Here is a 24,758-nt window from a genome sequence, read left to right as displayed (position 1 = left end):
GACATGACGGCCGAGCGTATCATTTTGGGCGGCGCGCCCGAGGGATTTGACGCCCGCCTTCTGGCCCGCGAGCTTGGGCGGGGGCGGCCGGTCATTCATGTCGCCCGCGACGACAAGCGGGCCGAGGCGATGCGGGCGGCGCTGGCGGTGATGGCGCCGGAGGTCGTGGTGCTGGACTTCCCTGCCTGGGACTGCCTGCCCTACGACCGTGTGAGTCCCAACCCCGAAATTTCGGCGCGGCGGATGGCGACGTTGTCGGTGCTGGCCGACGGACTGGCTTCGCCCTTTGTCCTTCTGACGACCCTGAACGCGGCGACCCAGAAGGTGCCGGCGCGTGAGGTGGTGCGGGCGGCCTCGTTCCGGGCGAATGTCGGGGAGCGGGTGGATGAGGCGCGGCTGAAGGGGTTTCTGGCGCGGATGGGGTTCTCGCCCGTCTCAACGGTCGCGGAGCCGGGGGACTATGCGCTCCGCGGCGGTATCGTGGACATCTACCCGCCGGGGCCGGGGGGACCGATCCGGCTGGATTTCTTCGGGGACGTGCTGGACGGGGCGCGGCGGTTCGATGCCGAAAGCCAGCGGACGATTGAGAAGCTGAAGCGGGTGGAGTTCTCGGCCGTGAGCGAGATCGTGCTGGACGAGGCGGCGATTGCGCGGTTCCGGCAGAACTACCGCATCGCCTTTGGCGCGGCGGGGACGGACGACCCGCTTTACGAGGCGGTCAGTGCGGGCCGCAAGCACCAGGGGATGGAGCATTGGCTGCCGTTCTTTCATGAGCGGCTGGAGACGCTGTTCGACTATCTGCCCGGTGCCAGCGTGATGCTGGATGATCAGGTAACCCCGGCCCGCCTGGCCCGGTGGGAGGCAATCGACGACAGCTATGACTCGCGCCACGAGGCGATGGGGGCCAAGGGGCGGATCGACACCGTCTACAAGCCGGTGCCGCCGGGGGAGCTTTACCTGGATGATGCGGCCTGGGAGGCTGCGCTGGCGGCCAGCCGCGTGGTGCAGCTTTCGCCCCTGCCGCAAAGCCCGGGGCCGGGGGTGCTGGACGCGGGCGCGCGGGTGGGGCGCAGTTTCGCGCCGGAGCGGCGGCAGGAAAAGATCAACCTTTTCGGTGCCTTGGCGGATCATGTTCGTGATCTTGCCAAGGACCGTCAGGTGGTTTTGGCGAGCTGGTCGGACGGCGCGCGCGAGCGGCTGAAGGGGCTTCTCTCTGACAACGGGCTGACTGGGGCGCAGGACATCGCCGATTTTCGCGAGGTGCCGGAGGGGAAGGGCGGCCTGTTCCTCGTCGTATGGCCGCTGGAGGCCGGGTTTGTGGCCCCGGGTCTTGCGGTGATCTCGGAGCAGGACGTGCTGGGCGACCGGATGGTCGGCAAGCCGCGCCGGAAGCGGAAGGCCGAGAACTTCCTGCGCGAGGTCGATACGCTCAGCCCCGGCGACCTGGTGGTGCATGTCGAACATGGCGTTGGTCGGTATCTGGGGATCGAGACGATCACCGCGCTGGGTGCCCCGCATGCCTGCGTGGCGCTGGAATATGCGGAGAATGCGAAACTCTACCTGCCGGTCGAGAATATCGAACTTCTCAGCCGCTACGGGCATGAGGAGGGGCTGCTTGACCGGCTTGGCGGCGGGGCCTGGCAGGCGAAGAAGGCAAAGCTCAAGGAACGGATCAAGGAGATTGCCGACCGCCTGATGCGGATCGCGGCGGAACGGGCGCTGCGCCACGCGCCGATCCTGGAGGCCCCGCATTCGATCTGGGAGGCCTTTGCGGCGCGGTTCCCGTATCAGGAGACGGATGACCAGCTGGCGGCAATCGCCGATGTGGTCGCGGACCTGGAGAAGGGCAGCCCGATGGACCGGTTGGTGGTCGGGGACGTGGGGTTCGGGAAGACCGAGGTTGCCATGCGGGCGGCCTTCGTTGCGGCGCTGTCGGGGATGCAGGTGGCGGTGATCTGCCCGACGACGTTGCTCGCGCGGCAGCACTATCGCAGCTTTGCCGAGCGGTTCCGGGGATTTCCCATTTCGGTCCGACCCTTGTCGCGCTTTGTTTCAGCAAAGGACGCGACTGCCACCCGGGCGGCGATGGCGGATGGGTCGGTCGACATCGTGGTCGGGACCCATGCGCTTTTGGCCAAGGGTGTGACGTTCAAGAAGCTCGGGCTTCTGGTCATCGACGAGGAACAGCACTTTGGCGTGGCGCACAAGGAACGGCTGAAGGAGATGCGGTCCGAGGTGCATGTACTGACCCTGACCGCGACGCCCATTCCCCGGACCCTGCAACTGAGCCTGACGGGTGTCCGGGACCTGTCGATCATCGCGACGCCCCCGGTCGACCGTCTGGCGATCCGCACGTATGTTTCCGAATTCGATACAATCACCATCCGCGAGGCGCTTTTGCGTGAACGCTTCCGCGGTGGGCAGTCGTTCTACGTGGTGCCGCGGATCGCGGACCTGCACGAGGTGGAGGACTTCCTCAAGACCCATGTCCCCGAGGTGAGCTATGTCATCGCGCATGGGCAGTTGGCGGCCGGGGATCTGGATGACCGGATGAACCAGTTCTATGACGGGAAGTATGACGTCCTGCTGGCGACGACGATTGTTGAAAGCGGACTGGATATTCCCACGGCGAACACGATGATTGTCCACCGGGCGGATATGTTCGGTCTGGGGCAGTTGTACCAGATCCGGGGACGGGTGGGTCGGTCCAAGACGCGGGCCTATTGCTACCTGACGACCAAGCCGCGCGCGCCTCTGACGCCGCAGGCGGTGAAGCGGCTGCGGCTTCTGGGCAGCCTCGACAGTCTTGGGGCGGGGTTCAATCTGGCGAGCCACGACCTTGACCTCCGCGGCGCGGGGAACCTGCTGGGCGAGGAGCAGTCGGGCCATATCAAGGAAGTCGGCTACGAGCTTTACCAGCAGATGCTGGAAGAGACGATTGCCCGGATCAAATCGGGCGAGTTGCAGGGTTTGTCAACGATTTCAGATGACTGGAGCCCGCAGTTGAACCTTGGGGTGCCGGTGATGATCCCCGAAAGCTATATCCCCGACCTCGACATCCGGCTGGGGCTTTACCGGCGGCTGTCGTCCCTGACGACCAAGGTCGAACTGGAGGGGTTTGCGGCAGAGCTGATCGACCGCTTCGGGCCTTTGCCGAAAGAGGTCAACACGCTGATGCTGATCGTGCGGATCAAGGCGATGTGCAAGCGCGCGGGGATCGCCAAACTGGATGCCGGGCCGAAGGGGGCGACGATCGCCTTCCACAACGACAAGTTCGCCAATCCGGCGGGTCTGGTGGATTTCCTGAAGGCGCAGGGCGGGGCGGCCAAGGTGAACGGCAACCGCATCGTGCTGGTGGGCGAGATGAAATCGGAAGGCGACCGGATCAAGGGCGCCTTCGCGATTGCCCGCGACCTTGCCGAGGTGGTGAAGGCCGGGAAGGCCGCTTAGGCGCGCGGTTCGCCCAAGGCCTTGAGCGACAGGATAAGCGCGATGCCGATCAGGACCGCGACGCCGACGAGAAGCGGCAGGGCGGTGCCGTTGAAGGCAAGCCCCACAGGGATCGCAAGCAGCACCGAACCCACGGTTGCGAGGGACGAGATGACCGATGCGGCAAGGCCCGCGATATGGCCGACGGGCTCCATCGCCAGCGCGTTCAGGTTGCCCATGGTCAGGCCCATCATCGCGAAAAGGCCGATGCACCAGACGAGTTGTACCGCAAAGGCCACATCGCCGCTCATTGTGCCGGAGCCGAGAAGTGCAAGGGTCAGGAGCGTCAGCACAAGTTGGGCGACATAGGTGCCGCGCACGACCCGGCGCATGCCCAGGCTCATCACGATCCGGCTGTTCAGGATGCTGCCCGACATCGAGGCGACGGCGATCAGGGCGAACCAGAGGGGGAAGGTTTCGGCGCGGTCGTGCACGACCTCGAAGATCGGCTGGATCGAGGAGAGCGTGGCGAAGAGTGCGGCGAGGGTGAGCGCCTGGAGCAGCGTGGAGATGATGACGATGGGGTGGTGGCCGAGCTCTTTGATTGCGGCGAGGAGGTCTGCCGGGCGGAGGGAGCGGCGGCTGGTTACGGGCAGGGTTTCGGGCTGGCGGAGGCCGAGCCAGAGCATGGTGAGGCCGGAGAAGGCGATGTAGGCAAGGAAGATCGCGTGCCAGTCGGCAATGGCGATGATCCCCTGGCCCATGAGGGGCGCGATGGCGGGGACGGCGGTAAAGATCATCATCGCGAAGGACATGATCCGCGCCATCTCGCGCCCCTTGAAGAGGTCACGGATCATAGCGATCGACACGGTCCGCGGTCCGGCGGCGCCGATGCCCTGGATAACCCGGGCGGCAAGGAGCACCTCAAGCGTGGGGGCGAAGTAGCAGGCGAGCGCGGCCAGGGCATAGAGGCCGGAGCCGAGCATGATGATGCGCTTGCGCCCGAACCGGTCGGACAGGGGGCCTGCGAAGAGCGTGCCGATGCCCATGCCGAAGACGAAGCTGGTGACGACGAGCTGTGCGGCGTTCGGCGCATCGGGCGTGAGCGTGGCGGCGATGTCGGGCAGGGCGGGCAGCATCGCGTCGATGGATATGGCGATGGTGGCGAAGAGCATCGCCATCAGCGCCACGAATTCGACTTGCGAAACCGGCTTGTCCGCGTCGGTGGCGGTCAATTCAGCTTGCCTTCGGCCGGGGGCGTCAGTTCGGCGATGACCTGGCCCCAAAGCTCGGGCGGCTGGGCGCCGGAGACGACGTAGTGCTGGGCAATGAGAAAGGTCGGAACCGCGTTCACGCCCTTGTGCCGGGCGTCGGCGTCACGGGCGGCGATGTCTTCGGCATCGGCATCCGAGTGCAGAAGGCGCAGCGTGGCGGCGCGGTCCATGCCGGCTTCGCCGGCGATGTCGGCCAGGGTTTCCAGATCGCCGATGTCGCGCCCCTCCTCCCAATAGGCGCGCATGAGGCGGGTGACGACCTCGGACTGCATGCCTTCGATCCCGGCCCAGTGGATCAGGCGGTGCGCGTTCAGCGTGTTCGGCATGCGGGGGGCAAGGGCGGGGTCGAAGTCCAGCCCAGCGGCGCGGGCCACCTCGCGCAGACGGTCCATCATCGCGTCGACGCGGGCGGCACCGCCGAACTTCGCCTCGAGATAGGCGCGCTTGTCCGCACCTTCGGGCGGCAGGTCGGGGTTCAGCTGGAACGGGTGCCACTGGATGGCGAAGGGATGGCCGGGCTGGTCTGCCAGCGCCCGGTCGAGGTTCGCCTTGCCGATGTAGCACCACGGGCAGACCGGGTCGGAGAAGATGTCGAGGCGGATCGTGTGTGCGGTCATGGGACGGGTCTCTGGTAGAGGGCGGGCAGGGCGCGGCGGATGAGCTTGCCGGTCGCGGTGCGGGGCAGGGTGTCGAGGTGCTGGTAGTGCCTTGGCTGCTTCCAGCGGGCAAGGGCCTTCTCGGCGCATTGGCGCAGAACCGTCTCGTCGATCGCGCACGGACCTTCGTAGAAGAGCGCGAGGAGGGTGGTGTCGGGCGAGGGCCGGACCTCGACCGCCGCGCAGGCATGGAGGCCCGGCAGGTCGTGGAAGGCGGCCTCGACTTCGGTGGGCGAGACGCGGAAGCCGCCGGCGTTCAGGAGGTCGTCGCCGCGGCCTAGGTGGGTGATCGCACCATCGGGGGCCATGACGCCCATGTCGCCGGTGCGGAACCAGGGGCCCTGCGGTGCGGGTTCACCAAGGTAGCCGCGCATCAGGCCGGGGTCGCCGGTGCCAATGGCGATTTCCCCCACGGTCCCGCGGGGAACCGGCTGGTCGTCAAGGCCGAGGAGGGCCACGAAGCGGCCGTCCTGCACATGGCCGACTGTTCCGGACGGAGCGGGGCGGGCGGGCGATCCGGAGAGGTAGGTAGAGACCTCGGTCATCCCGAGCGCCTCGTGGACCAGCGTTCCGGTGGCTGCCGTCCAGGCTGTGCGGACACTGTCGGGCATGGCTTCACCGGCCGAAAGCGCGTGGCGGAGGGTGGGGAGCGGCGGCATGGGATGGCGCAGCATCTGGCGGAAGACACCGGGGGCGGCGGCGAAGATCGTTGCTTCGGAGCGGGCGAGAAGGCCTGGAAGCATCGCGGGTGCCGTGCCCGGGGCCGGGACAAGGGCGGTCGCCCCGAGCGTCCAAGGGTCGAGCAGTCCGGTGCCGAGCGTATAGGTCCAGTTCATCGCCCCGGCGTGGAGAAGGCGGTCGGTGGTGGTCAGCCCTTCCCAGCCCTGGTGCATTGCGGCGCGGGCGAGGATCGCGCGGTGGGCATGGGAAACGGCCATGGGACGGCCCGAAGTGCCGGAGGTGAAGATCACATAGGCTTCGGCATGCGGGCCGGTCAGGACGGGGTTCCGTGGCGGCAGGGTTTCCCACAGGGCCAGATCCGGCGGCAGGACGGGCGCAGGCCCCTCGGGCAGGGGCAGGCCGGGGTCGGCCAGGATCAGGCGCGGGGTGACGAGGGCGGCAAGGCGGGTGATCTCGGCCTGGGTCAGGGCAGAGGAGGTCGGGACGGGAACAAGGCCGGCAGCGATGGCCCCGAGAAAGGCGATGGGAAAGGCCGGGCCGTTCGCGAGCCGCAGGAGGATACGGTCGCCGGGCGCAAGGTCCTTCGCGGCGAAGTCGGCCGCGCAACCGAGGACAAGGGCGCGAAGGCGCGCGTGGCTGAAGACCTCGTCCCCGGCGGAGTGGAGGATGACCAATGCCGGGAGGTCGTCGCGCGCCTTGCCCCCTGCAAGCACATGAGCCGCAAGGTTGAACACGGCTGGCAGCGCCGGATGGGGCCTGGTATCGACGACGGAAAGCATGGTCCTTGCGTCGCACGGGGAGCGCCACAGTTGCAAGCCTGCGGCGGCTGGACTATCCGGATCCGATGCAGCCGACCGATCCGAAATCGCTGATCCGTGTCGCCCGCGAGTCGGGCGGCGAGGCGCATGTGGAGCCGGTGAACCTTGGCGAACGGGTGCGCGAGTTGCGCCGGTCGCGCGGCTGGACGCTGGAAGAGGCCGCCACGCGGGCAGGCCTTGCGCGGTCGACGCTTTCCAAGATCGAGAACGGGCAGATGAGCCCGACCTTCGATGCAGTGAAGAAGCTGGCGCAGGGGCTGGCGATTTCGGTGCCGCAGCTGTTCACACCGCCATCGCGGGCGCAGGTCAACGGGCGCATGGCGGTGACAAAGTCGGGCGCGGGGCTGGCGCAGGCGACGGCGACCTATGAGCACGAGCTTCTGGCGGCGCATCTGACGAAAAAGCAGATGCTGCCCTACCGCGCGACGATCCGGGCGCGCGACTTCGCGGAGTTCGACGGCTGGGTCCGGCACGACGGCGAGGAGTTCCTGTACGTCCTGACCGGCGTGATCCGGCTTTTTACCGAGTTCTATGAGCCCGTCGACCTGCGCCGGGGCGACAGCGCCTATTACGACGCCAGCATGGGCCACAACGTGATCAGCCTGTCGGACGAGGACGCGACGATCCTTTGGGTCACCTCGCTGGTGTGACCGTCGGCATCGGATCGCCCAAACGAGCATCCCCGAAGCCACAGGCAATCAGGGGACAAGCTGGCCGCCTAGAACATCCCGGCGACGGTGTCGGCACCGGCAGTGATGTCTTCGCCCACGCCGCCGATGGTGTTGCAGGCCGAAAGCGCCAGTAGCATGGCCCCCAGAAGTGCAAGTTTCCGCATGTATCTACCCGTAGTTTGCTGCCCGGCGGTCATTCTTCGTACCACCACAGGGCGGGAAGATACGAATTTCCCCAGTCCCCGTAAAGCTGCACCGTTTCCGGCTGCTTCAGCGCCTTGTCATGGACGATCAGGTTCCGGTCGGCGAACCAGAAGGGCACGACGTAGCGTCCGGCGGTGAGAAGCCGGTCGAGCGCCTGGGCGGCGGTGGCGGCGTCCTCTTTCGTGCGGGCGGCGAGCATCGCGGCGATGGTCGCGTCGATGGCGGGCGACTTGACCCCCATCCAGTTGCGCGACCCTTCGGTATCGGCGGCGGAGGATGACCAGTAGAGGTTCTGCTCGTTCCCCGGGCTGAGCGACATGGTGCGGATCATGTAGGTCATGTCGAAGTCGAACGCGTCGGTCCGGGTCTTCATCTGTGCGGAATCAAGCATGGTGACGGTCGCGCTGATCCCTGCATTCTGGAGCGCCTCGATATAGATCGCGGCGATGCTCGCGGCCTCGTCCTGGCCGATGGTCAGGAGGATCTCGAAGGTGAAAGGCGTACCCTCGGCGTTTTTCAGGACGCCGTCATCGCCCACGATCCAGCCGGCCTCTTCCAGAAGCGCCATCGCGCGGCGGAGGCCGGCGCGGTTCTGCGGCGTGCCGTCGCTTTGCGGCAGGGCGTAGCCTTCCAGCGTGCCGGGCAGAAGGTCGGCCTTGAAGGGCTCCAGGAGGGCAAGAACCGCGCCCTCGGCCGGGGCGCCTGGCTGCATGGAGAACGGGCTGTTCGAGAAGTACGAGGTGATGCGCGGCGCAACGCCGCCGGTCACGGTCTGGTTGACGAAGTCGAAGTTGAAAAGCTCGATCATCGCCTCGCGCACGCGCCAGTCCTGAAACTGCGGTTTCCTTGTATTCATCACGAAGCCGATGATTCCCGAGGGGCGCTGGTGCGGGACCTCGAGCTTAACCATGTCGCCCGAGGAGATGGCGGGGAAGTCGTAGCGGCTGGCCCATTTCGCAAGGTTGTCTTCGCGGTAGGCCGTGATACCGCCGGACTTGACCGACTCGAACACTGCGACCGGATTGGCGAAGTAGTCGTAGCGAATGGTGTCGAAGTTCCATTGTCCACGGTTTACGGGCAAATCCTTGCCCCACCAGTCGGGATTGCGGCGATAGGTGATGCTGACACCGGGATCGACCGTGTCGATGACGTAGGGACCCGAGCCGGTCAGCTTGTCGAGGGTCGTCGCCTCGAAATCCTTCCCCTCGAAATCCGCCTTCCGCAGGATCGGACGCAGGCCAAGGATCAGCGGCAGTTCACGGTCTTCGGTGTTGAAGGTAAAGCGCACGCCGCGTTCCCCCACGGCTTCTGCGGTTGCAACCTTCTTCCACGCCCCAAGGAAGCGCGGGTTGCCGATGGTGCCGAGCGTCTCGAAGGACCAGAGCACATCCTCGACCGTCACGGGGCTGCCGTCCGAGAATCGGGCGCCTTCGCGCAGGGTGAATTCGACGAAAGTGCGGGCATCATCCGTCTCAATCGATTCGGCGAGAAGGCCGTAGAGGGTGAAGGGTTCGTTGAAGCTGCGGGCCATCAGCGTCTCGAAGGTCAGGGGGCTGATGCCTTCTGCCGGACTGCCTGCGGTGATGAAGGGATTGAGCGAGTCGAAGCTGCCGTTGACCGCCATGGTCAGGCTGCCGCCCTTGGGCGCATCGGGGTTCGCCTGCGGGAAGGACACAAAATCCGGGGGCAGTTCAGGCTGGCCATACATAGCTATGCCATGCTGCGGCTCGGCCTGAGCCTGAAAGGCGACAAGGGCAAGCGCGAAGGGCAAGCCAAGACGGCGAAGGGTCGTTGTGACAGCACGCATCATTGCGGAGGTTTCCTGTCCTGAGATGTTGTTCCTTGCCCTGACCCTAAGCCCGTCATGAAGGCAATTCAAACTTTTAGCTTGGCCATCGGCGGCGAGAGGATTATATAAGACTTACTGCTCGATAGGTTTCTTGCCTGTATGAAACCTGCCTCAAAGACTTAACGCCCGCCTCGTGCGGGCGTTTTTTTCTTTGGCCCTATCGCCCGTCGGCTTCTGCTTTCCCTCGGCGCTTTCGCGTGCCATCCTTTCGCAGGTGCAGCATGGAGGGGCGGGCATGACACTTGCGGGAAAGCGCGCGGTCATCACGGGATCGAATTCGGGAATCGGGCTGGGTGTGGCCGAGGCGCTGGCGGCGGCGGGGGCGGATGTTGTCCTGAACAGCTTCACCGACCGGCCCGAGGATCACGCGCTGGCGGCCGATCTTGGCGCGCGCCACGGGGTCACGGCGCGCTACATCGCGGCAGACATGTCGAAGGGGACGGAGTGCCGGGCACTGATCGAAAAGGCGGGCGGTTGTGACATCCTGGTGAACAATGCGGGGATCCAGTTCGTTTCGCCGGTGGAGGAGTTTCCGGTCGAGAAATGGGATGCGATCATCGCGATCAACCTGTCGTCGGCCTTTCACACCATCGCGGCGGCGCTGCCCGGCATGCGGGCCAAGGGGTGGGGGCGGATCGTCGATATCGCCTCGGCCCACGGCCTGACGGCCAGTCCGTACAAGAGCGCCTATGTCGCCTCGAAACATGCGGTCGTTGGCCTGACGAAGACGATTGCGCTGGAAACGGCGGGGCAGGGGATCACCTGCAACGCGATCTGCCCGGGCTATGTGCTGACTCCGCTGGTCGAGGCGCAGATTCCCGACCAGATGAAGGCCCACAAGATGGACCGCGAGACGGTGATCCGCGAGGTGATGCTTCTCCGCCAGCCCAGCCGCCAGTTCGCGACCGTTGATCAGGTCGGCGGGACGACGGTGTTCCTGTGCAGCCCGGCAGCGGACCAGATCACCGGCACGACGATCTCGGTCGATGGCGGCTGGACCGCGCTTTAGGGTGCCTCGTAGCCCTTCGGCAGCGGGTAGACGAGGCCGCCCGAGACGATCAGCTTGGCGGCGTCGTCGACGCCCATGTCCATGATGATCAGGTCCTTCGTCGGGACGAAAAGCAGCATGCCGCTGGTGAACGGTGTGAGGCCCACGAAGACCGCCGACATGTCCGGCCCCATCAGGGCCAGACGCTCGGCCAGTTCGCCCTTCGGCCGGGTGGAGAGGAACCCCAGCGCCCAGCTGCCCGGACGCGGAAACTCGACCAGGACCACCTTGTCGAAGCTCTTTTCCTTCTTGTTGAAGAAGGTTTCCGCGACCTGCTTGATCGCGCCATAGACCGACCGGACGACGGGCATCCTGTCAACCAGCATCTCGCCCTGGCGGATCACGGTGCGTCCGATCAGGCCCTTGGCCAGCCAGCCGATGATGATGGTGAAGAAGAGGAAGACCAGCACGCCCACGCCGCGGACGGGGAATTCGTATTCGGGCCCGAACCAGCGCCCGATCAGCGCGTCAGGCTGATAAGACGCGGGGATCAGCGGCAGGATCCAGCCGTCGAGCCAGCCGATGAAGGCCCAGACAATGTAGATCGTCAGCCCGATGGGCAGCACGACGACGAGGCCGGTCAGGAAACTGGCGCGCAGCCCGCCTAGAAAGCCGCGGCGGTGGGGGTGGTGCGGATCGGTCACGTGTTCGGTGTCCCTTCGTCGGGCACCTTATGGGGACGCAGACCAGGAACGCAATGGCGGCAAGCGCCGGACACGCGGATTTCAGGCCCCCCTGCTTGCAATCAGAGCGCGCGCGATATCGGCCGCAAGGCGTGCATTCGACAGAACGAGCGCGATATTGGCGGCAAGAGACCTGCCCGCCGTCGCCTCGAAGATGCGTTGCAGAAGAAAGGGCGTGACGGCTTTTGCGGCGATCCCCTTCGCCTCGGCCTCGGCCAGCGCGGCCTCGATGTGGGGCATGATCTCGGCCCGCGGGATCTCGGCCACGGCGGGGATCGGATTGGCGACGAGTTGCCCGCCCGGCAGGCCCAGCCGGGCGCGCATCCGGTGGGCGGCGGCGATCATTTCCGCGTTGTCCATGCGCAGGGGCGCGCGCAGGCCAGAGGAACGCGACCAGAAGGCGGGGAAGTCGTCCTGACCGTAGGCAATGACCGGGACGCCGAGGGTTTCGAGGTATTCCAGCGTCTTCGGCAGGTCGAGGATCGCCTTCGCCCCCGCTGCAACAACGGTGACCGGGGTTTCGGCCAGTTCGCGCAGATCGGCCGATATGTCGAAGCTGTGTTCGGCCCCCCGGTGCACGCCGCCAATCCCGCCGGTGGCGAAGACCTCGATACCGCCGAGGCGGGCGCAGATCATCGTCGCGGCGACGGTGGTCGCCCCGGTCCCGCCGCTGGCGAGGCAGGCGGCAAGGTCGGCGCGGGAAAGCTTTGCGACATTCTTCGCCTGACCAAGCGCCTGAAGCTGCGTCTCGGTCAGGCCGATGTGGATGTGGTGGTCGAGGATCGCGATCGTCGCGGGCACCGAGCCATGGGCCCGCACCTCGGCCTCTACCCGCCGGGCCGTTTCCACATTCTGCGGGAATGGCATGCCGTGGGTAATGATTGTGCTTTCAAGTGCTACAATCGCGGCCCCGTCGGCGCGCGCCTTTTCCACCTCGGGCGAAAGGACAAGGGGAAGCGTCATGAGCCGATGTCTCCTGAAACATAGGTCGCGGCAGCGCGCAGGGCGGCGTCGAGGGCGGATTGCCGGGCGGCGCCGCCGCGTTCGGCCACAAGGTGCGCAGCCATGAAGGTATCGCCCGCACCGGTGACGCGGGTCACCAGGACCTGCGGCGGCTGGCCCGCGATCACGCCCGCGCCCGCCGTGCCCTCGGCCGCAGGCCGGCCGCCGTCGGTCACGAGCACACGGTGGGCTCCGCGCGAAAGAAGCGCTTCAGCGGCCGCGGCGGCGCTGGTGTGGTCGGTGCGGGCGAGGATGTTCGCCTCTTCGAGGTTGACGTAAAGCGTGGCCGAGGGATGCGACAAGAGCGGCAGCAGCCGACCGGCCTTGCCCGGAGAGGCGGGAGCGACGCGCAGGTCGGACCGGGCGAAGAGGGGCGAGGCCGCGATCTCGGCCAGAAGCGCCTCGGTCAGGTTGCCGTCCAGCGCGATCGGTCCGGGCCAGGGCGAAGCGGCCGAGCCGAGTGCTCCGTCGCCAAGCGGGCGCAGGATCTTGTCGCCTGCGGCCTCCAGCGAATGGGCGTCGGCGATGGCGGCGATCAGGCCGTTCGCACCCTCGATGGCCATGTAACGGTCGGTTGGCAGGTCTTCGGACCGGTAGACATGGGCCGTCACAAGACCGAGGCGGTCACAGGCGGCCACAAGTTCATCCCCTTCCGCATCGCGGCCGATCGCGGTGAGGAGGGCCGGGGTCATCCCGAAGCGGCGCAGAGTCATGGCGATGTTCATCGCCACCCCGCCCGGCAGGCGGGTGATCCGGCCGGGCACATCAGACCCCAGCCGCATCGCGGTGGGCGAGCGACCGATGATGTCCCACAGGACCGAACCGATGCAGAGGATGTCTGGCGTCATGGCCGCCTTCTGGCCGAAGCGCCGCCCCCGCGCAAGGGTTCAGCGCTTGCGGAACCCGCTGCCGTAGCCGCCTTCGCGCCCGCTGGGGAAGCTTCCTTCGGCGAGGTAGCGGTCATGGCAGCGTTGCAGCGCCTTGCGGTCCAGCGTCACGCCAAGGCCGGGGCCGGACGGAACCTGCGTGACGCCGTTTTCCAGCGCAAAGGGGCCGCCGTCGATGACATCGTCGGCATACCAGTGAAATAGGGTCTGGCTGGCCCCCCGGACATGGTCCAGCGCCGCGGAAAGCTGGAGGTAAGCGGCCGAGGCGATTCCGGTTTCGCCCGAGTGGAAGCGGAAGCCTACCCCCATCGCCTCGCAGGCGCGGATGAAATCGCGGGTGCGGGCAATGCCGCCGTGTTCGTTGATGTTGGTCACGATCGCGTCGGGACAGCGCAGCGCGGCGGCCTTGGGCAGGTCGATGGCATGGGCCGAGAAGGACATCGGGAAATGCCTGCGAAGATCGGCCATTTCCTCGTAGGTCTCGCAGGGTTCCTCGAACCAGCTGATGTCGAAGGGGGCCAGCCGGGTCAGCGCCTCGCGCGCGGTGGGCACGGTCCAGCCGCCGTTTGCGTCGAGTTGCAGCGGGCGGTCGCCGATTGCAGCACGCACCTCGCGCACCATCTGCACTTCCTCGGCCAGCGAGACGGTGCCGACCTTGCCTTCGAAGATCGTCGATCCGTGCTCCTCGATCATTTTCGCGCAGTAGCGGGCGACGTCCTTGGGCGTGCTTTCGCCGGGGTCGAAGCCCGGGAAACGATAGCTGAAATACTCGGTCAGCGCGATCTCGGTCCGGACCGCACCGCCAAGCAGGAGGTGCAGGGGAACCCCCTCGGTCTTGCCCCGCGCGTCCCACATCGCCATCTCGATCCCGCCGAAGATGCGGCAGGCGGAAGTGACATTTCCCCAGGGCGTATAGCGCATGGCCGGCACCAGCCGCGCCTCGGCGGTGGCGATGTCACGGAGGTCGAGACCGATCAGCCTTTCGCCGGCAGCGACCACTTCGGTCGCGCGGTCACCGTCGGCGCATTCGCCAAGGCCTATGACGCCATCCTCGGTCTCAAGCTCGATCACCGTCTTGGTCAGGGACGCGATGGAGCCGTAGCTGAACCGGTAGGGCGCGCGGAAGGGGATGTTTACCGGCAAGGCGGTAATGGAGCGGATGCGCATGGGTGCCTCTTTTCCGGTGGCACGATGGCCGGGACAGGGGGCGGGTGCTGGCCAAATTGCGACCGCAAGCAGAGTTTTCCGCCGCGATGTCGAATCCCGTGCCCCGGGTGCGTCCTTGAGGTGAAGGCAATCCGCCTTCGTTTCAGCAAAGGAAGTGACCCATGCGCCCGATCGTTCTTTCCATTCTGGCTGGCCTCGCCCTTGCCGGACCTGCCACCGCCGACCCCCTGCCGGCAGAAGCGCTCGCCGCGCTGTCCGGCACCTTCGTCAGCCCGAAGGCCGAGGAGTGGTATGGCGGCTTCGGCACCCGCGAGTTCGTCTTTGCGAATGGCCAGTGGCAGCTCATCTTCACCCACGCGCTCGACCCCGACATGACCATGCGCACCTTCCAGTTCCGCACCGGCGGCGATTACCGGGTGGGCGAGCCCGGGCCGGAGGGAAGCTTCGCCACCGATTTCGACGAGGACTGGAAGCGCGTGACGCTGTTCCTGACCGACCCGGCAATGATCGCGGCCTTCGGAATGGCCGAGTGCAACCTGGTGCCGAACCTCGAGGCCGACATTTCCGAAACGGGCTGCGCCAGCTGGCGCCCGGTGACCGAATGCGGCACCGACCACGATCTTCTCAAGGTCGAGGGCGATGCGATGTACTTCGGGGTCCGTCCGGCCGACAATGACATGTGCACGCCCGAAAAGCGGCCGACCGCGCTTTTGCCGGCTGTGCTGCGCCGCTAGGGCAGGGCCGCAGCCCGCGGTGGCATGCTTCGGGCCGCGGCTTTTCCGGCAGGGGGTGGACAGCCCCCTGAAACTGCACTAAAGGGGCGCCACTTCACAGGTGTCGCTGGGGCTGTTGCGGGGAGAAATCCCGTGCGGTCCACCGGTTGCCTCCATCCGGGGGTGAAGACGGCGGCTCCGAGGTTCAAACCGGAAAAGGAAAAGGCATGGCTCTTCCCGAGTTCTCCATGCGTCAGCTTCTGGAAGCTGGCGTTCACTACGGCCACCAGACCGCCCGCTGGAACCCCAAGATGGGCGAGTATATCTACGGTGACCGCAACGGCATCCACATCATCGACCTGACGCAGACCGTTCCGCTTCTGGACCAGGCGCTCAAGGTCGTGCGCGACACCGTCGCCAAGGGCGGCCGCATCCTCTTTGTCGGCACCAAGCGCCAGGCCCAGAAGCCCGTCGCCGAAGCCGCGGAAAAGTGCGCCCAGTACTACATGAACCACCGCTGGCTGGGTGGCACGCTGACCAACTGGAAGACCATCTCGGCTTCGATCCAGCGCCTGAAGCACCTCGATGAGGTCCTGGGCGCCGGCGCCGAGGGTTTGACCAAGAAGGAGCGCCTCGGCATGGAGCGTGACCAGGCCAAGCTGCAGGCCTCGCTTGGCGGGATCCGCGAAATGGGCGGCACCCCGGACCTGATCTTCATCATCGACGTGGGCAAGGAAGACCTCGCCGTTCTGGAAGCCAACAAGCTTGGCATTCCGGTCGTGGCGGTGGTCGACACCAACTGCTCGCCGAAGGGCGTGACCCACGTGATCCCGGGCAACGACGACGCGGCCCGCGCCATCGCGCTTTACTGCGACCTCATCGCCCGCGCGGCGCTGGACGGCATGTCGGCCCAGATGGGTGCGGCGGGTGTCGACCTTGGCGCGCTGGAAGCGGCCCCGGAGGAAGAAGCGGTCGCCGAAGCCGAGGCCTGAGGCCCGGACTGTCACCAGACTTTCACCCGGCGGGCCTATCCCGCCGGGCCATCTATTCCAAGGAGAGAGACATGACTGTCACCGCCCAGATGGTGAAGGAACTGCGCGAATCGACCGGCGCAGGCATGATGGATGCGAAGAAGGCGCTGACCGAGACCAACGGCGACATGGAAGCCGCCGTTGACTGGCTGCGCACCAAGGGCCTTGCCAAGGCCGCCAAGAAGGCTGACCGCGTTGCCGCCGAGGGCCTGATCGGCGTGGCCGTGACCAACGGCAAAGGCGTTGCGGTCGAGATCAACTCGGAAACCGACTTCGTCGCCAAGAACGCCGATTTCCAGGCGCTGGTGCGCGATGTGGCCAACGTGGCCCTGACCACGGGCGACTCGGTCGAGGTGGTGAAGGCCGCGCATCTGAACGGCAAGACCGTCGAGACGGTGCTTCAGGAAGCGATCAGCCGGATCGGCGAGAACATGACGCTGCGCCGCCTGCATGTGCTGGAAGGCGACACCGTGGTCTCTTACGTCCACAACGCCGCGGCTGACGGCATGGGCAAGATCGGCGTCCTCGTCGCGCTGAAAGGCCCCGCGGACAAGGCGCAGGCGATCGGCAAGCAGTTCGCGATGCACATTGCCGCAACCTCGCCCTTGTCGCTGTCGGAAGCCACCCTTGACCCTGTGGTGCTGGAGCGTGAGCTTGCGGTGCAGACCGCCAAGGCGCTGGAAGAGAACGCATCCTCGGCCAAGCCGAAGCCCGATGCGGTGATCCATAACAACATCATCCCGGGCCGGATGAAGCGCTTCCTTGCGGAGAACACGCTGCTCGGCCAGGCCTTCGTCATCAACCCCGACCTGACGGTCGAGGCGGCGGCGAAGGAAGCCGGGGTCGAGATCACCGGCTACGCCCGCGTCGCGGTGGGCGAAGGCATTGAGAAGAAATCCGAGGATTTCGCCGCCGAAGTCGCCAAGGCGCTTCAGGGCTGATCCAACGGGACGAGGGCAGGGGGCCGGTGCGAGGGATCGCGCCGGCCCTTTCCTTTCAGGGGAACGGTGACATGCAAGTCGGCCCCGCCCGAAGGTCAGCTGCTCCGGATCCGAAGCCTTGGGCCGAGATGCGCGACAAGCCCGGGAAGAGCGCGGAAATCATCGAAGACGACCTTCGGCTGCAACGCCTCGACCGGGGTTTTCCGGTAGCCTTGCGTGTAAAGCGCAAGGGGAACGCCTGCCGCATGGGCCGTTTCCGCATCAACCTCGCTGTCCCCGACGAAGAGGGACGGGCCGGCATTCAGCGCGTGCAGCGCCGCCAGAAGCGGGGCAGGGTCGGGCTTTCGGGTCGCAAGGCTGTCACCGCCGATCACCACGGGAAAATGGCCATCAAGGCCGAAGTGGCGCAGAACGGCGCGGGCAGGGCCCTCAGGCTTGTTGGTGCAGACCGCCATCGGGTGTCCGGCACCGGAGAGTTCCCTCAACACCTCTGCCACGCTGGGATAAAGCGTCGTCAGATCAAAGGCTTCCTCGTAGATCTTCACGAAGTCGGAAACGAGGTCCGTATGCAATGACCCCGATCCCGCGTGACCTTGCGCCTGCAAGAGACGGTCCACCAGCACGCCCACGCCGTTGCCGATGGCATTGCGCACGGTCTCGAAGGCCATGGGCTGCAACCCCTTGGCGGCAAAGACCTGGTTCGCAACGGCATGGATCTCGGGCGCGGAATCGATCAGCGTGCCGTCAAGATCGAAGACCAGCGCGATGGTGTCAGCCACGGGCGGCCTCGGCCGCGGCGCGGATCGCCCGGATGTTCTCGCCATAGGCCTTGGGTGCAGTCGCCGAGCCGCCCTTGAAGACGGCGGATCCGGCCACCAGCACATCCGCTCCGGCCTTGGCGACCAGGGGCGCCGTCGCCACCGTGACACCGCCATCAACCTCGATGCTGACCGGGCGGTCGCCGATCATCTCGCGCAGGCGCGCGATCTTTGCGACCTGGCCATGTAGAAAGCTTTGTCCGCCAAAGCCGGGATTGACCGTCATCACGCAGACAAGGTCCACCATGTCCAGAAGATCGCCCACGGCCTCGGCATGGGTGCCGGGGTTCACCGCGACGCCGACCTTTTTTCCAAGCGAACGAATGGCTTGCAGCGTGCGGTGAATGTGCGGCCCGGCCTCGACATGGGCGGTGATGACGTCGGCACCGGCCTGGGCAAAGGCCTCGAGGTAAGGATCGACCGGGGCGATCATCAGATGCACGTCCATCACACCCTTGATATGCGGACGCAAGGCCGCGCACATCGCCGGGCCGAAGGTCAGGTTCGGCACGAAATGGCCATCCATCACGTCGACATGCACCCAGTCCGCGCCTTCGGCTTCGATCGCGCGGCATTCGGCACCGAAGTTCGCGAAATCGGCGGCCAGGATCGACGGGGCGATCTTGATGGAATGGTTCGGCATGGGGCAGGCTCCAAAGGCTTGCGCGCCTCATATCCCGGCATTTGCGGGCTTTCCAGCACCCATTTGGTTACATAATACTGATTATGCGATAATCGGATCTGCTTGCGCGAGGCCCCTCCCGGCAGCCCGGCCCGAATGAAAAAGGCCCGGTAGCGGCGGACCGGGCCTCTTTTATCACGGTGAGCCAATCAGCCGACGAGTTCGAGACCCGAGAAGAAGAACGCGATCTCACGCGCGGCTGAGGCTTCGCTGTCCGACCCGTGGACCGAGTTTTCACCTTTGGAGAGCGCGAACTCCTTGCGGATTGTGCCGTCGGCAGCAGCGGCCGGATCGGTCGCGCCCATGACTTCGCGGTTCTTCAGGATCGCGCCTTCGCCTTCCAGGACCTGAACCACCACCGGCTCGGATGCCATGTAGGCAACCAGCTCGCCGTAGAAGCCACGCTCCTTGTGCTCGGCGTAGAAGGCGCCGGCCTGGGCCGTGGTCAGATGAATGCGCTTCGAGGCGACGACACGCAGGCCGGCCTCTTCGAACTTGGCAACGATCTTGCCGGTCAGGTTGCGCTTGGTCGCGTCGGGTTTGATGATCGACAGGGTACGTTCGATGGCCATCGGGCTCTCCATGGATGTGCGGCGCTTCCGCCGGAATGGGACGCGCGGCTGCTAGCACGCCCTGCCCGCGATGAAAAGGTCCTCCCGGCATTGACGAAACCCGCATGATGAGGCACTGGCCTGCCCATGCTGAAGATCGAGGACATCACCTACAACGTCGAAGGCCGCCCGCTGTTTGAAGGCGCGAGCGCCACGATTCCCACGGGCCACAAGGTTGGCCTCGTGGGCCGCAACGGCGCCGGAAAGACCACGCTTTTCAGGCTGATACGCGGCGAGCTTGCACTGGAGGGTGGTGCCATCACCCTGCCCCAGCGCGCCCGGATCGGTGGCGTCGCGCAAGAGGTTCCGTCCTCGGACACCTCGCTTCTCGATACCGTCCTTGCAGCCGATACCGAACGTGCGTCGCTGATGGCCGAGGCGGAAACCGCCCATGACGCGCACCGGATCACCGAGATTCAGGCCCGCCTTGCCGATATCGACGCATGGTCGGCCGAAGGCCGGGCTTCCAGCATTCTCAAGGGCTTGGGCTTCGACGCTGACCAGCAGCAAATGCCCTGCAGCGCGTTTTCGGGCGGCTGGCGGATGCGTGTGGCCCTTGCCGGCGTCCTCTTCACGCAGCCTGACTACCTCCTCCTTGACGAACCGACCAACTACCTTGATCTTGAAGGCGCGCTCTGGCTGGAATCCTACCTCCAGAAGTATCCCCACACCGTCCTAATCATCTCTCACGACCGCGGGCTTCTGAACCGTGCGGTCCAGGGCATCCTGCATCTGGACAACCGCAAGCTCACCTACTGGCAAGGCGGCTATGACCAGTTCGCCCGCCAGATGGCCGAACGCCGCGCCGTCCTGCAGGCCGAGGCGAAGAAGGTCGAGGCGCGGCGGGCGCATCTGCAAAGCTTCGTGGATCGCTTCAAGGCCAAGGCGTCCAAGGCCGTCCAGGCGCAGTCCCGCGTGAAGATGCTGGAAAAGCTGACCCCGATCACCGCGCCCGAGGATGCCAAGAAGGTGGTCTTCACCTTCCCTGCGCCTGAGGAGCTTGCGCCTCCGATCATCAACCTTGACGGCGCTGCCGTGGGCTACGGCGGCCCGCCGGTCCTGAAACGGCTTAACCTGCGCATCGACCAGGACGACCGGATCGCGCTTCTTGGCAAGAACGGCGAAGGAAAGTCTACGCTTTCCAAGCTCCTGGCCGGTAAACTTCAACCATCCGAAGGACGGCTGGCCCGGTCATCCAAGCTGAGGATCGGCTACTTCGCCCAGCATCAGGTGGACGAGCTTCACCTCGACGAAACGCCACTCCAGCACATCATGCGCCTCCGCCCCGCCGAGGGGCAGCCGAAACTCCGCGCTCGCCTTGCCGGGTTCGGGCTGATGGCGGACCAGGCCGACACCGTGGTGGCGCGGCTGTCCGGCGGGCAGAAAGCGCGGCTGTCGCTGCTTCTGGCGACAATCGACGCGCCGCATCTTCTGATCCTTGACGAACCCACCAACCACCTCGACATCGAAAGCCGCGAGGCGCTGGTGGATGCTCTGACCGAATACCCCGGCGCGGTGATCCTCGTCAGCCACGACATGCATCTTCTGGGCCTCGTCGCCGACCGGCTGTGGCTGGTGAAGGGCGGCGCGGTGACGCCCTTCACCCAGGACCTCGAGGCCTATCGCGCCCAGCTTCTCGCTGGCGACGATGAGGTGAAGGCCGCCGAGAAACCGGTCGAGAAGAAGGTCAAGGCCAGCCGGGACGAGATACTGGCCCTGAAGGCCGAGGTCCGGAAATGCGAGGAACGGCTCGCCAAGCTGAACGAGATGCGGGACAAGCTGGCCACGAAGCTCGCCGATCCCTCGCTTTACGAGGACGCCCGCAAGGGTGAGCTTCAGACCTGGAACGGCAAATATGCCGAGGTGATGGAGGCCCTAGACCGGGCCGAGGCCCTCTGGCTGACCGCGCAGGAGCGGCTCGAGACGGCCGCAGCCTGACCGGGCCGTACGCGCGCCGAGGCTTTCCTTCGCATCATTCTTCGTCCACAAATATCCCGGGGGTCCGGGGGCTGGCCCCCGGTCCGCGCGTTCCGTCCCCGCAATCGTCGGGGGTTATGCCCCGCCCCTGCCCCGAGGCCGGCATGCCCGAGACCGCCTTTCTGATCACCACCTTCGCCACGCTTTTCGTGGTGATCGACCCGCCGGGCCTTGTCCCCCTCTTCATCGCCCTGACCCGCGGCATGAGCCCCGAAAAGCGGCGGGCGATGGCGCAGCGGGCCTGTGTGATTGCGGGCATTCTTCTGTTGCTCTTCGGTCTCGCGGGGGAGGCGATCCTGTCGTTCATCGGCATCTCGATGCCCGCCTTCCGGATTGCGGGCGGAATCCTCTTGTTCCTGACCGCGCTCGACATGCTTTTCGAACGCCGGACCCAGCGGCGCGAGGGGCAGCATGCCGACCCTGACCATGACCCTTCGGTCTTCCCCCTGGCGACCCCGCTGATTGCCGGGCCGGGGGCGATTGCCTCGGTCATCCTTCTGGTCGGGCAGGCCGGGCCGACCTGGGCCGGGACCCTTTCGGTCCTGGCCCTGATGCTTCTGATGATCTTCGTGACCTTCCTCTTCCTCCTCGCCTCGCCGCCCCTGGAACGGATGCTGGGGCGGACCGGGACGATTGTGATCACTCGGCTTCTGGGCATGCTCCTTGCCGCCCTCTCGGTTCAGTTCGTGATCGACGGGGTGCGCGGGACGGGGTTGATCGGCTGATCTTTCCGACGGGCCGGATCGCCCCCATATGACGTCCAAAGCGGAGGCGTGCATGGACGGCGAAACCCTGGCCCGGGTGGGCTATCTGTCGATCATCCTGGTCGCGCTGGCGGGCTGGGTTCTGGTCGAGTTCCGCCAGCGGATGGGTCAGGCCCTGCGGATGGGGCTGGCCTGGGGGCTGATCTTCCTGGGCATGGTCGCGGGCTATGGCCTTTGGGCGGACATCCGGCGGGACGTCCTGCCGGTCCAGACGATCACGGCGGGCGAGGTCGTGGTGCCGCGGTCGGCGGACGGGCATTACTACCTGACCCTCACGATCAACGGGACGGAAGTTCCCTTCATGGTCGATACCGGGGCCTCGGGGATGGTCCTGAGCCTGGAGGATGCCGAGCGGCTGGGCATGGACCGGGAGAGCCTGCGGTTCCTGGGCGAGGCGCGCACCGCGAACGGGACCGTGCGGACGGCGATGGTCACGCTGCCGGTCGTGGAACTCGGTCCCTTCCGGAACGAGGATTTCCGGGCCTTTGTGAACGAAGGCGAGATGGATGGCTCGCTTCTTGGAATGGACTACCTCGGGCAGTTTCACCTGGAATTCCGGGGCGGAGAGCTGGTGCTGCGCAAGTGACCACAGTGGTCAAAACGGTATATCTTATGTAAATCAATAGCTTGCGTGTGGACGTTAACCGTTTCTTCACACCTTGTTCACGGCCGGGCTTTCCGCCTTCTTTTCCCACCGGCCCCCGTCTTCCGACCAGTATTGCGCCGGGTGTCCGGCGGCGGTCACCGTCTTCCAGAGCGCCCGCGCGGCCTGCACACGGTCGGTGTCGGTGCCATCGAAAAGGACCCAGATCCGTTCCATCGCGGCAATCTCGTCATCCTTTACCCCTGCCCCGTCGACCAGCGCCAGCACCCGGGCCTGGTTCACAGGCGACCCCAGCCCCATCAGGATCGGCTGATCGGCATCATGGGGGCCGCCCTCGATCCCGTGCGGCAGGAAGCCGTCATCGCCGGGCTTTAGCCAGAGGGCTGCGTCGAGCCTTTCCAGAGCCTCGGGGTCCGTCCCGCGCACCATCACGCGCCAGCCCTGCTGCAAGGCACGCGGGGCGATGTTCGCCAGCGTATCGGCTGCCGCCGATTGCGTGAGATGGTAGAACATCACCGTTCCCATCGGCTGGTCCCTCATTTCCCGCTCATCGCTTGTCTTCGACCGCTCTTCGCTGCCCGCCTGTCCCGGGTCTGGCGAGGACCGACGCGCAGCGAGGGAGGAGCCCTACCCTTCGAACTTGTCGCGGATCAGCCGGTCGAGCGACATGACGCCCCAGCCGGTCGCCCCCTTCGGTGCAAGGGCGGTTTCGGCCTTGACCGAAGCGGTCCCCGCGATGTCGAGGTGGCACCAGGGCATCCCCGGCTTGACGAAGCGCTGGAGGAACTGCGCAGCGGTAATCGACCCGCCATCGCGGCCACCCACGTTCATCATGTCGGCGATGCGCGACTTCAGCTTTTCGTCATAGGCCTCGCCCATCGGCATCCGCCAGGCGCCTTCACCTTCGGCCGCCGCCGCCTTGAGGAAGGCGTTGCAGAGGTCGTCATCGTTGGAGAAGACGCCAGTGTTTTCATGCCCGAGCGCGATGATGATCGCCCCCGTCAGGGTGGCAAGGTCGATCATGCCGGAAAGGTTGAAGCGTTCCTGTGCGTACCAGAAGACATCGGCGAGGACGAGCCGGCCTTCGGCATCGGTGTTGATGACCTCGATCGTGTCGCCCTTCATGGACTTGACCACGTCACCCGGGCGCTGCGCGCGGCCGTCGGGCATGTTTTCAACGAGACCCACGATCCCGACGACATTCGCCTTGGCCTTGCGCAGGGCGAGCGTTCGCATGACACCGGCCACGACGCCCGCGCCGCCCATGTCGCCGGTCATGTCCTCCATCCCCGCCGCGGGCTTGATCGAGATGCCGCCGGTGTCGAAGACCACGCCCTTGCCGATCAGGCCGAGATAGGGCGCATCTTTGGCGCCGCCGCGCCATTGCATCACCACGACCTTGGACGGGCTTTCGGACCCCTGCCCCACCCCGATCAAGGCGTTCATGCCCAGCTTGATGAGCTCCGGCTCTTCGAGAATCTCGACATGCAGGCCCAGTTCCTGCATGGCCGCCAGACGGGCGGCGAAATCGGTGGTGGTCAGGACGTTCGCCGGTTCATTGACCAGATCGCGGGTGAAGAACACGCCTTCGGCAACCGCTGCCATCGGGGCGGCGGCGGCAGCTATGGCCTCGGGGTTCGTCACGGCGAACTGGACCGGGCCGGGGGTGGGCTTTTCGCCGGACTTGTGGGTGTTGAAGTCATAGGCGCGCATCGCAAGGCCGAAGGCTATGTCGGCGGCGCGGGGATGGCCCTCGGCCAGGACAAGGGTGCCTGCCGGGCCGTGGCTGCGGGCGATGGTGGCGCCGGCCTTCCGGGCCTGGGCAAGTGCGGCCTTTCGCGGCAGGCGCAGGATCTGCACCGCTGGGGACTGAAGGCTGGCGGGCCAGGCAAGTTCCATCGCCTCGCCCGGTTTCAGCTTGCCGAAGGCTTCGGACCCGACTGCCCGCGAGAGAGCGCCCCGGGCCAGCCGGTCCAGCTTGCGAAAGCCGGGCGAGACCGGCGCGCCGCTGTCGGCGAGCACGGCAATGCGGTTGCCGGTGGTGGCAAGCGCCTCGAGGTCGAGGCTGACAAACTGGATGGGAAGAGGCTTCGGCATGACACCCTGCACGGCTGAAGGACGGGAAATGGCGAGGTAAGCGGCACCTTGCCGGACGCTACAATCCGGCCCTTGCAAAGGCCAGATATAAGTTTTCGCCGTCCGGGAATTCCGATAGGGTTTCCCCCACATCTTGTGGGGGCCCGATCAG

The 24,758-nt window shown here is 66.1% G+C and carries 23 protein-coding genes; 9 read left to right on the top strand and 14 right to left on the bottom strand.

Annotated elements, in window-relative coordinates; translation table 11 throughout:
- Nucleotides 1-3: 3 nt before the first annotated feature.
- Nucleotides 4-3,450: a transcription-repair coupling factor gene (mfd, locus tag AC2D9V_RS14500; RefSeq protein ID WP_484714798.1), complete on the top strand. Its 3,447-nt coding sequence runs from the start codon at nt 4-6 to the stop codon at nt 3,448-3,450.
- Here mfd and AC2D9V_RS14495 read toward each other — a convergent pair.
- Genes AC2D9V_RS14495 through AC2D9V_RS14485 form a run of 3 tightly spaced genes read right to left on the bottom strand, consistent with a single transcriptional unit; the run spans nt 3,447 to nt 6,819 of the window.
- A complete protein-coding gene (locus AC2D9V_RS14495) occupies nt 3,447-4,664 on the bottom strand; it encodes an MFS transporter (protein ID WP_484714797.1) in 1,218 nt (405 codons plus the stop codon). The two genes, mfd and AC2D9V_RS14495, sit on opposite strands and share 4 nt — an antisense overlap.
- Nucleotides 4,661-5,320, bottom strand: coding sequence for a DsbA family oxidoreductase (locus AC2D9V_RS14490; RefSeq protein WP_484714796.1), 660 nt, complete (start codon nt 5,318-5,320; stop codon nt 4,661-4,663). The genes AC2D9V_RS14495 and AC2D9V_RS14490 overlap by 4 nt, the downstream gene beginning before the upstream one ends.
- On the bottom strand, nt 5,317-6,819 hold the full coding sequence (locus AC2D9V_RS14485) for a class I adenylate-forming enzyme family protein (RefSeq protein WP_484714795.1): 1,503 nt from the start codon (nt 6,817-6,819) through the stop codon (nt 5,317-5,319). Before AC2D9V_RS14485 ends, AC2D9V_RS14490 begins: the two co-directional genes overlap by 4 nt.
- 65 nt (nt 6,820-6,884) lie before the next feature.
- Between AC2D9V_RS14485 and AC2D9V_RS14480 the strand changes: the two genes are divergently transcribed.
- On the top strand, nt 6,885-7,508 hold the full coding sequence (locus tag AC2D9V_RS14480) for a helix-turn-helix domain-containing protein (RefSeq protein WP_484714794.1): 624 nt from the start codon (nt 6,885-6,887) through the stop codon (nt 7,506-7,508).
- A 68-nt stretch (nt 7,509-7,576) separates the two neighbouring features.
- Here the strand turns inward: AC2D9V_RS14480 and AC2D9V_RS14475 are convergent, their stop codons facing one another.
- The gene (locus AC2D9V_RS14475) at nt 7,577-7,693 is read right to left on the bottom strand and encodes an entericidin (RefSeq protein ID WP_484714793.1); all 117 of its coding nucleotides are present in this window, start codon (nt 7,691-7,693) and stop codon (nt 7,577-7,579) included.
- A 29-nt stretch (nt 7,694-7,722) separates the two neighbouring features.
- Nucleotides 7,723-9,543 (bottom strand): extracellular solute-binding protein, encoded by a 1,821-nt coding sequence (locus tag AC2D9V_RS14470; protein WP_484714792.1) that lies wholly within the window; start codon nt 9,541-9,543, stop codon nt 7,723-7,725.
- A gap of 274 nt (nt 9,544-9,817) precedes the next feature.
- Here AC2D9V_RS14470 and AC2D9V_RS14465 point away from each other — a divergent pair, with 274 nt between their 5' ends.
- Complete coding sequence (locus AC2D9V_RS14465) at nt 9,818-10,591, top strand: 3-hydroxybutyrate dehydrogenase (protein WP_484714791.1); 774 nt, start codon at nt 9,818-9,820, stop codon at nt 10,589-10,591.
- On the opposite strand, the gene AC2D9V_RS14460 is transcribed toward AC2D9V_RS14465, so the two are convergent.
- The 4 genes from AC2D9V_RS14460 to AC2D9V_RS14445 all read right to left on the bottom strand — a co-directional run bounded on the left by AC2D9V_RS14460 (nt 10,588) and on the right by AC2D9V_RS14445 (nt 14,369).
- Complete coding sequence (locus AC2D9V_RS14460) at nt 10,588-11,274, bottom strand: DUF502 domain-containing protein (protein WP_484714790.1); 687 nt, start codon at nt 11,272-11,274, stop codon at nt 10,588-10,590. The two genes, AC2D9V_RS14465 and AC2D9V_RS14460, sit on opposite strands and share 4 nt — an antisense overlap.
- An 81-nt stretch (nt 11,275-11,355) precedes the next feature.
- Complete coding sequence (locus AC2D9V_RS14455; protein ID WP_484714789.1) at nt 11,356-12,276, bottom strand: pseudouridine-5'-phosphate glycosidase; 921 nt, start codon at nt 12,274-12,276, stop codon at nt 11,356-11,358.
- Complete coding sequence (locus tag AC2D9V_RS14450) at nt 12,273-13,163, bottom strand: PfkB family carbohydrate kinase (protein ID WP_484714788.1); 891 nt, start codon at nt 13,161-13,163, stop codon at nt 12,273-12,275. The genes AC2D9V_RS14455 and AC2D9V_RS14450 overlap by 4 nt, the downstream gene beginning before the upstream one ends.
- 39 nt (nt 13,164-13,202) lie before the next feature.
- Entirely contained in the window at nt 13,203-14,369 is a 1,167-nt protein-coding gene (locus AC2D9V_RS14445) for a mandelate racemase/muconate lactonizing enzyme family protein (RefSeq protein ID WP_484714787.1), read from the bottom strand.
- A 161-nt stretch (nt 14,370-14,530) separates the two neighbouring features.
- Between AC2D9V_RS14445 and AC2D9V_RS14440 the strand changes: the two genes are divergently transcribed.
- The 3 genes from AC2D9V_RS14440 (at nt 14,531) to tsf (ending at nt 17,054) form a co-directional block, all read left to right on the top strand.
- A complete protein-coding gene (locus AC2D9V_RS14440; protein ID WP_484714786.1) occupies nt 14,531-15,103 on the top strand; it encodes a hypothetical protein in 573 nt (190 codons plus the stop codon).
- Nucleotides 15,104-15,309: 206 nt separating this feature from the next.
- Nucleotides 15,310-16,074, top strand: a complete 765-nt coding sequence (gene rpsB, locus AC2D9V_RS14435; RefSeq protein ID WP_484714785.1) for a 30S ribosomal protein S2 — start codon at nt 15,310-15,312, stop codon at nt 16,072-16,074.
- A gap of 71 nt (nt 16,075-16,145) precedes the next feature.
- A complete protein-coding gene (gene tsf / locus AC2D9V_RS14430) occupies nt 16,146-17,054 on the top strand; it encodes a translation elongation factor Ts (RefSeq protein ID WP_484714784.1) in 909 nt (302 codons plus the stop codon).
- A 95-nt stretch (nt 17,055-17,149) separates the two neighbouring features.
- On the opposite strand, the gene gph is transcribed toward tsf, so the two are convergent.
- The 3 genes from gph to ndk all read right to left on the bottom strand — a co-directional run bounded on the left by gph (nt 17,150) and on the right by ndk (nt 19,126).
- On the bottom strand, nt 17,150-17,833 hold the full coding sequence (gene gph, locus AC2D9V_RS14425) for a phosphoglycolate phosphatase (RefSeq protein WP_484714783.1): 684 nt from the start codon (nt 17,831-17,833) through the stop codon (nt 17,150-17,152).
- Nucleotides 17,826-18,515 (bottom strand): ribulose-phosphate 3-epimerase, encoded by a 690-nt coding sequence (rpe, locus tag AC2D9V_RS14420; RefSeq protein ID WP_484714782.1) that lies wholly within the window; start codon nt 18,513-18,515, stop codon nt 17,826-17,828. Before rpe ends, gph begins: the two co-directional genes overlap by 8 nt.
- A 188-nt stretch (nt 18,516-18,703) precedes the next feature.
- The gene (ndk, locus tag AC2D9V_RS14415) at nt 18,704-19,126 is read right to left on the bottom strand and encodes a nucleoside-diphosphate kinase (RefSeq protein WP_484714781.1); all 423 of its coding nucleotides are present in this window, start codon (nt 19,124-19,126) and stop codon (nt 18,704-18,706) included.
- Between the two features lie 126 nt (nt 19,127-19,252).
- Between ndk and abc-f the strand changes: the two genes are divergently transcribed.
- The 3 genes from abc-f to AC2D9V_RS14400 all read left to right on the top strand — a co-directional run bounded on the left by abc-f (nt 19,253) and on the right by AC2D9V_RS14400 (nt 22,492).
- A complete protein-coding gene (gene abc-f, locus AC2D9V_RS14410) occupies nt 19,253-21,103 on the top strand; it encodes a ribosomal protection-like ABC-F family protein (protein ID WP_484714780.1) in 1,851 nt (616 codons plus the stop codon).
- A gap of 143 nt (nt 21,104-21,246) precedes the next feature.
- Nucleotides 21,247-21,867 carry a MarC family protein gene (locus AC2D9V_RS14405; protein ID WP_484714779.1) on the top strand — a complete coding sequence of 207 codons (621 nt, stop codon included), beginning with the start codon at nt 21,247-21,249 and terminating at the stop codon, nt 21,865-21,867.
- A gap of 52 nt (nt 21,868-21,919) precedes the next feature.
- Nucleotides 21,920-22,492, top strand: coding sequence for a retropepsin-like aspartic protease family protein (locus tag AC2D9V_RS14400; RefSeq protein WP_484714778.1), 573 nt, complete (start codon nt 21,920-21,922; stop codon nt 22,490-22,492).
- Nucleotides 22,493-22,558: 66 nt separating this feature from the next.
- Here the strand turns inward: AC2D9V_RS14400 and AC2D9V_RS14395 are convergent, their stop codons facing one another.
- Complete coding sequence (locus tag AC2D9V_RS14395; protein WP_484715017.1) at nt 22,559-23,035, bottom strand: DNA polymerase III subunit chi; 477 nt, start codon at nt 23,033-23,035, stop codon at nt 22,559-22,561.
- A gap of 102 nt (nt 23,036-23,137) precedes the next feature.
- Nucleotides 23,138-24,607 (bottom strand): leucyl aminopeptidase, encoded by a 1,470-nt coding sequence (locus AC2D9V_RS14390; protein WP_484714777.1) that lies wholly within the window; start codon nt 24,605-24,607, stop codon nt 23,138-23,140.
- Nucleotides 24,608-24,758: the final 151 nt, after the last annotated feature.

The organism is Tabrizicola sp. T46, assembly GCF_057219895.1.
This window is presented reverse-complemented; position numbering and strand designations above follow the sequence as displayed.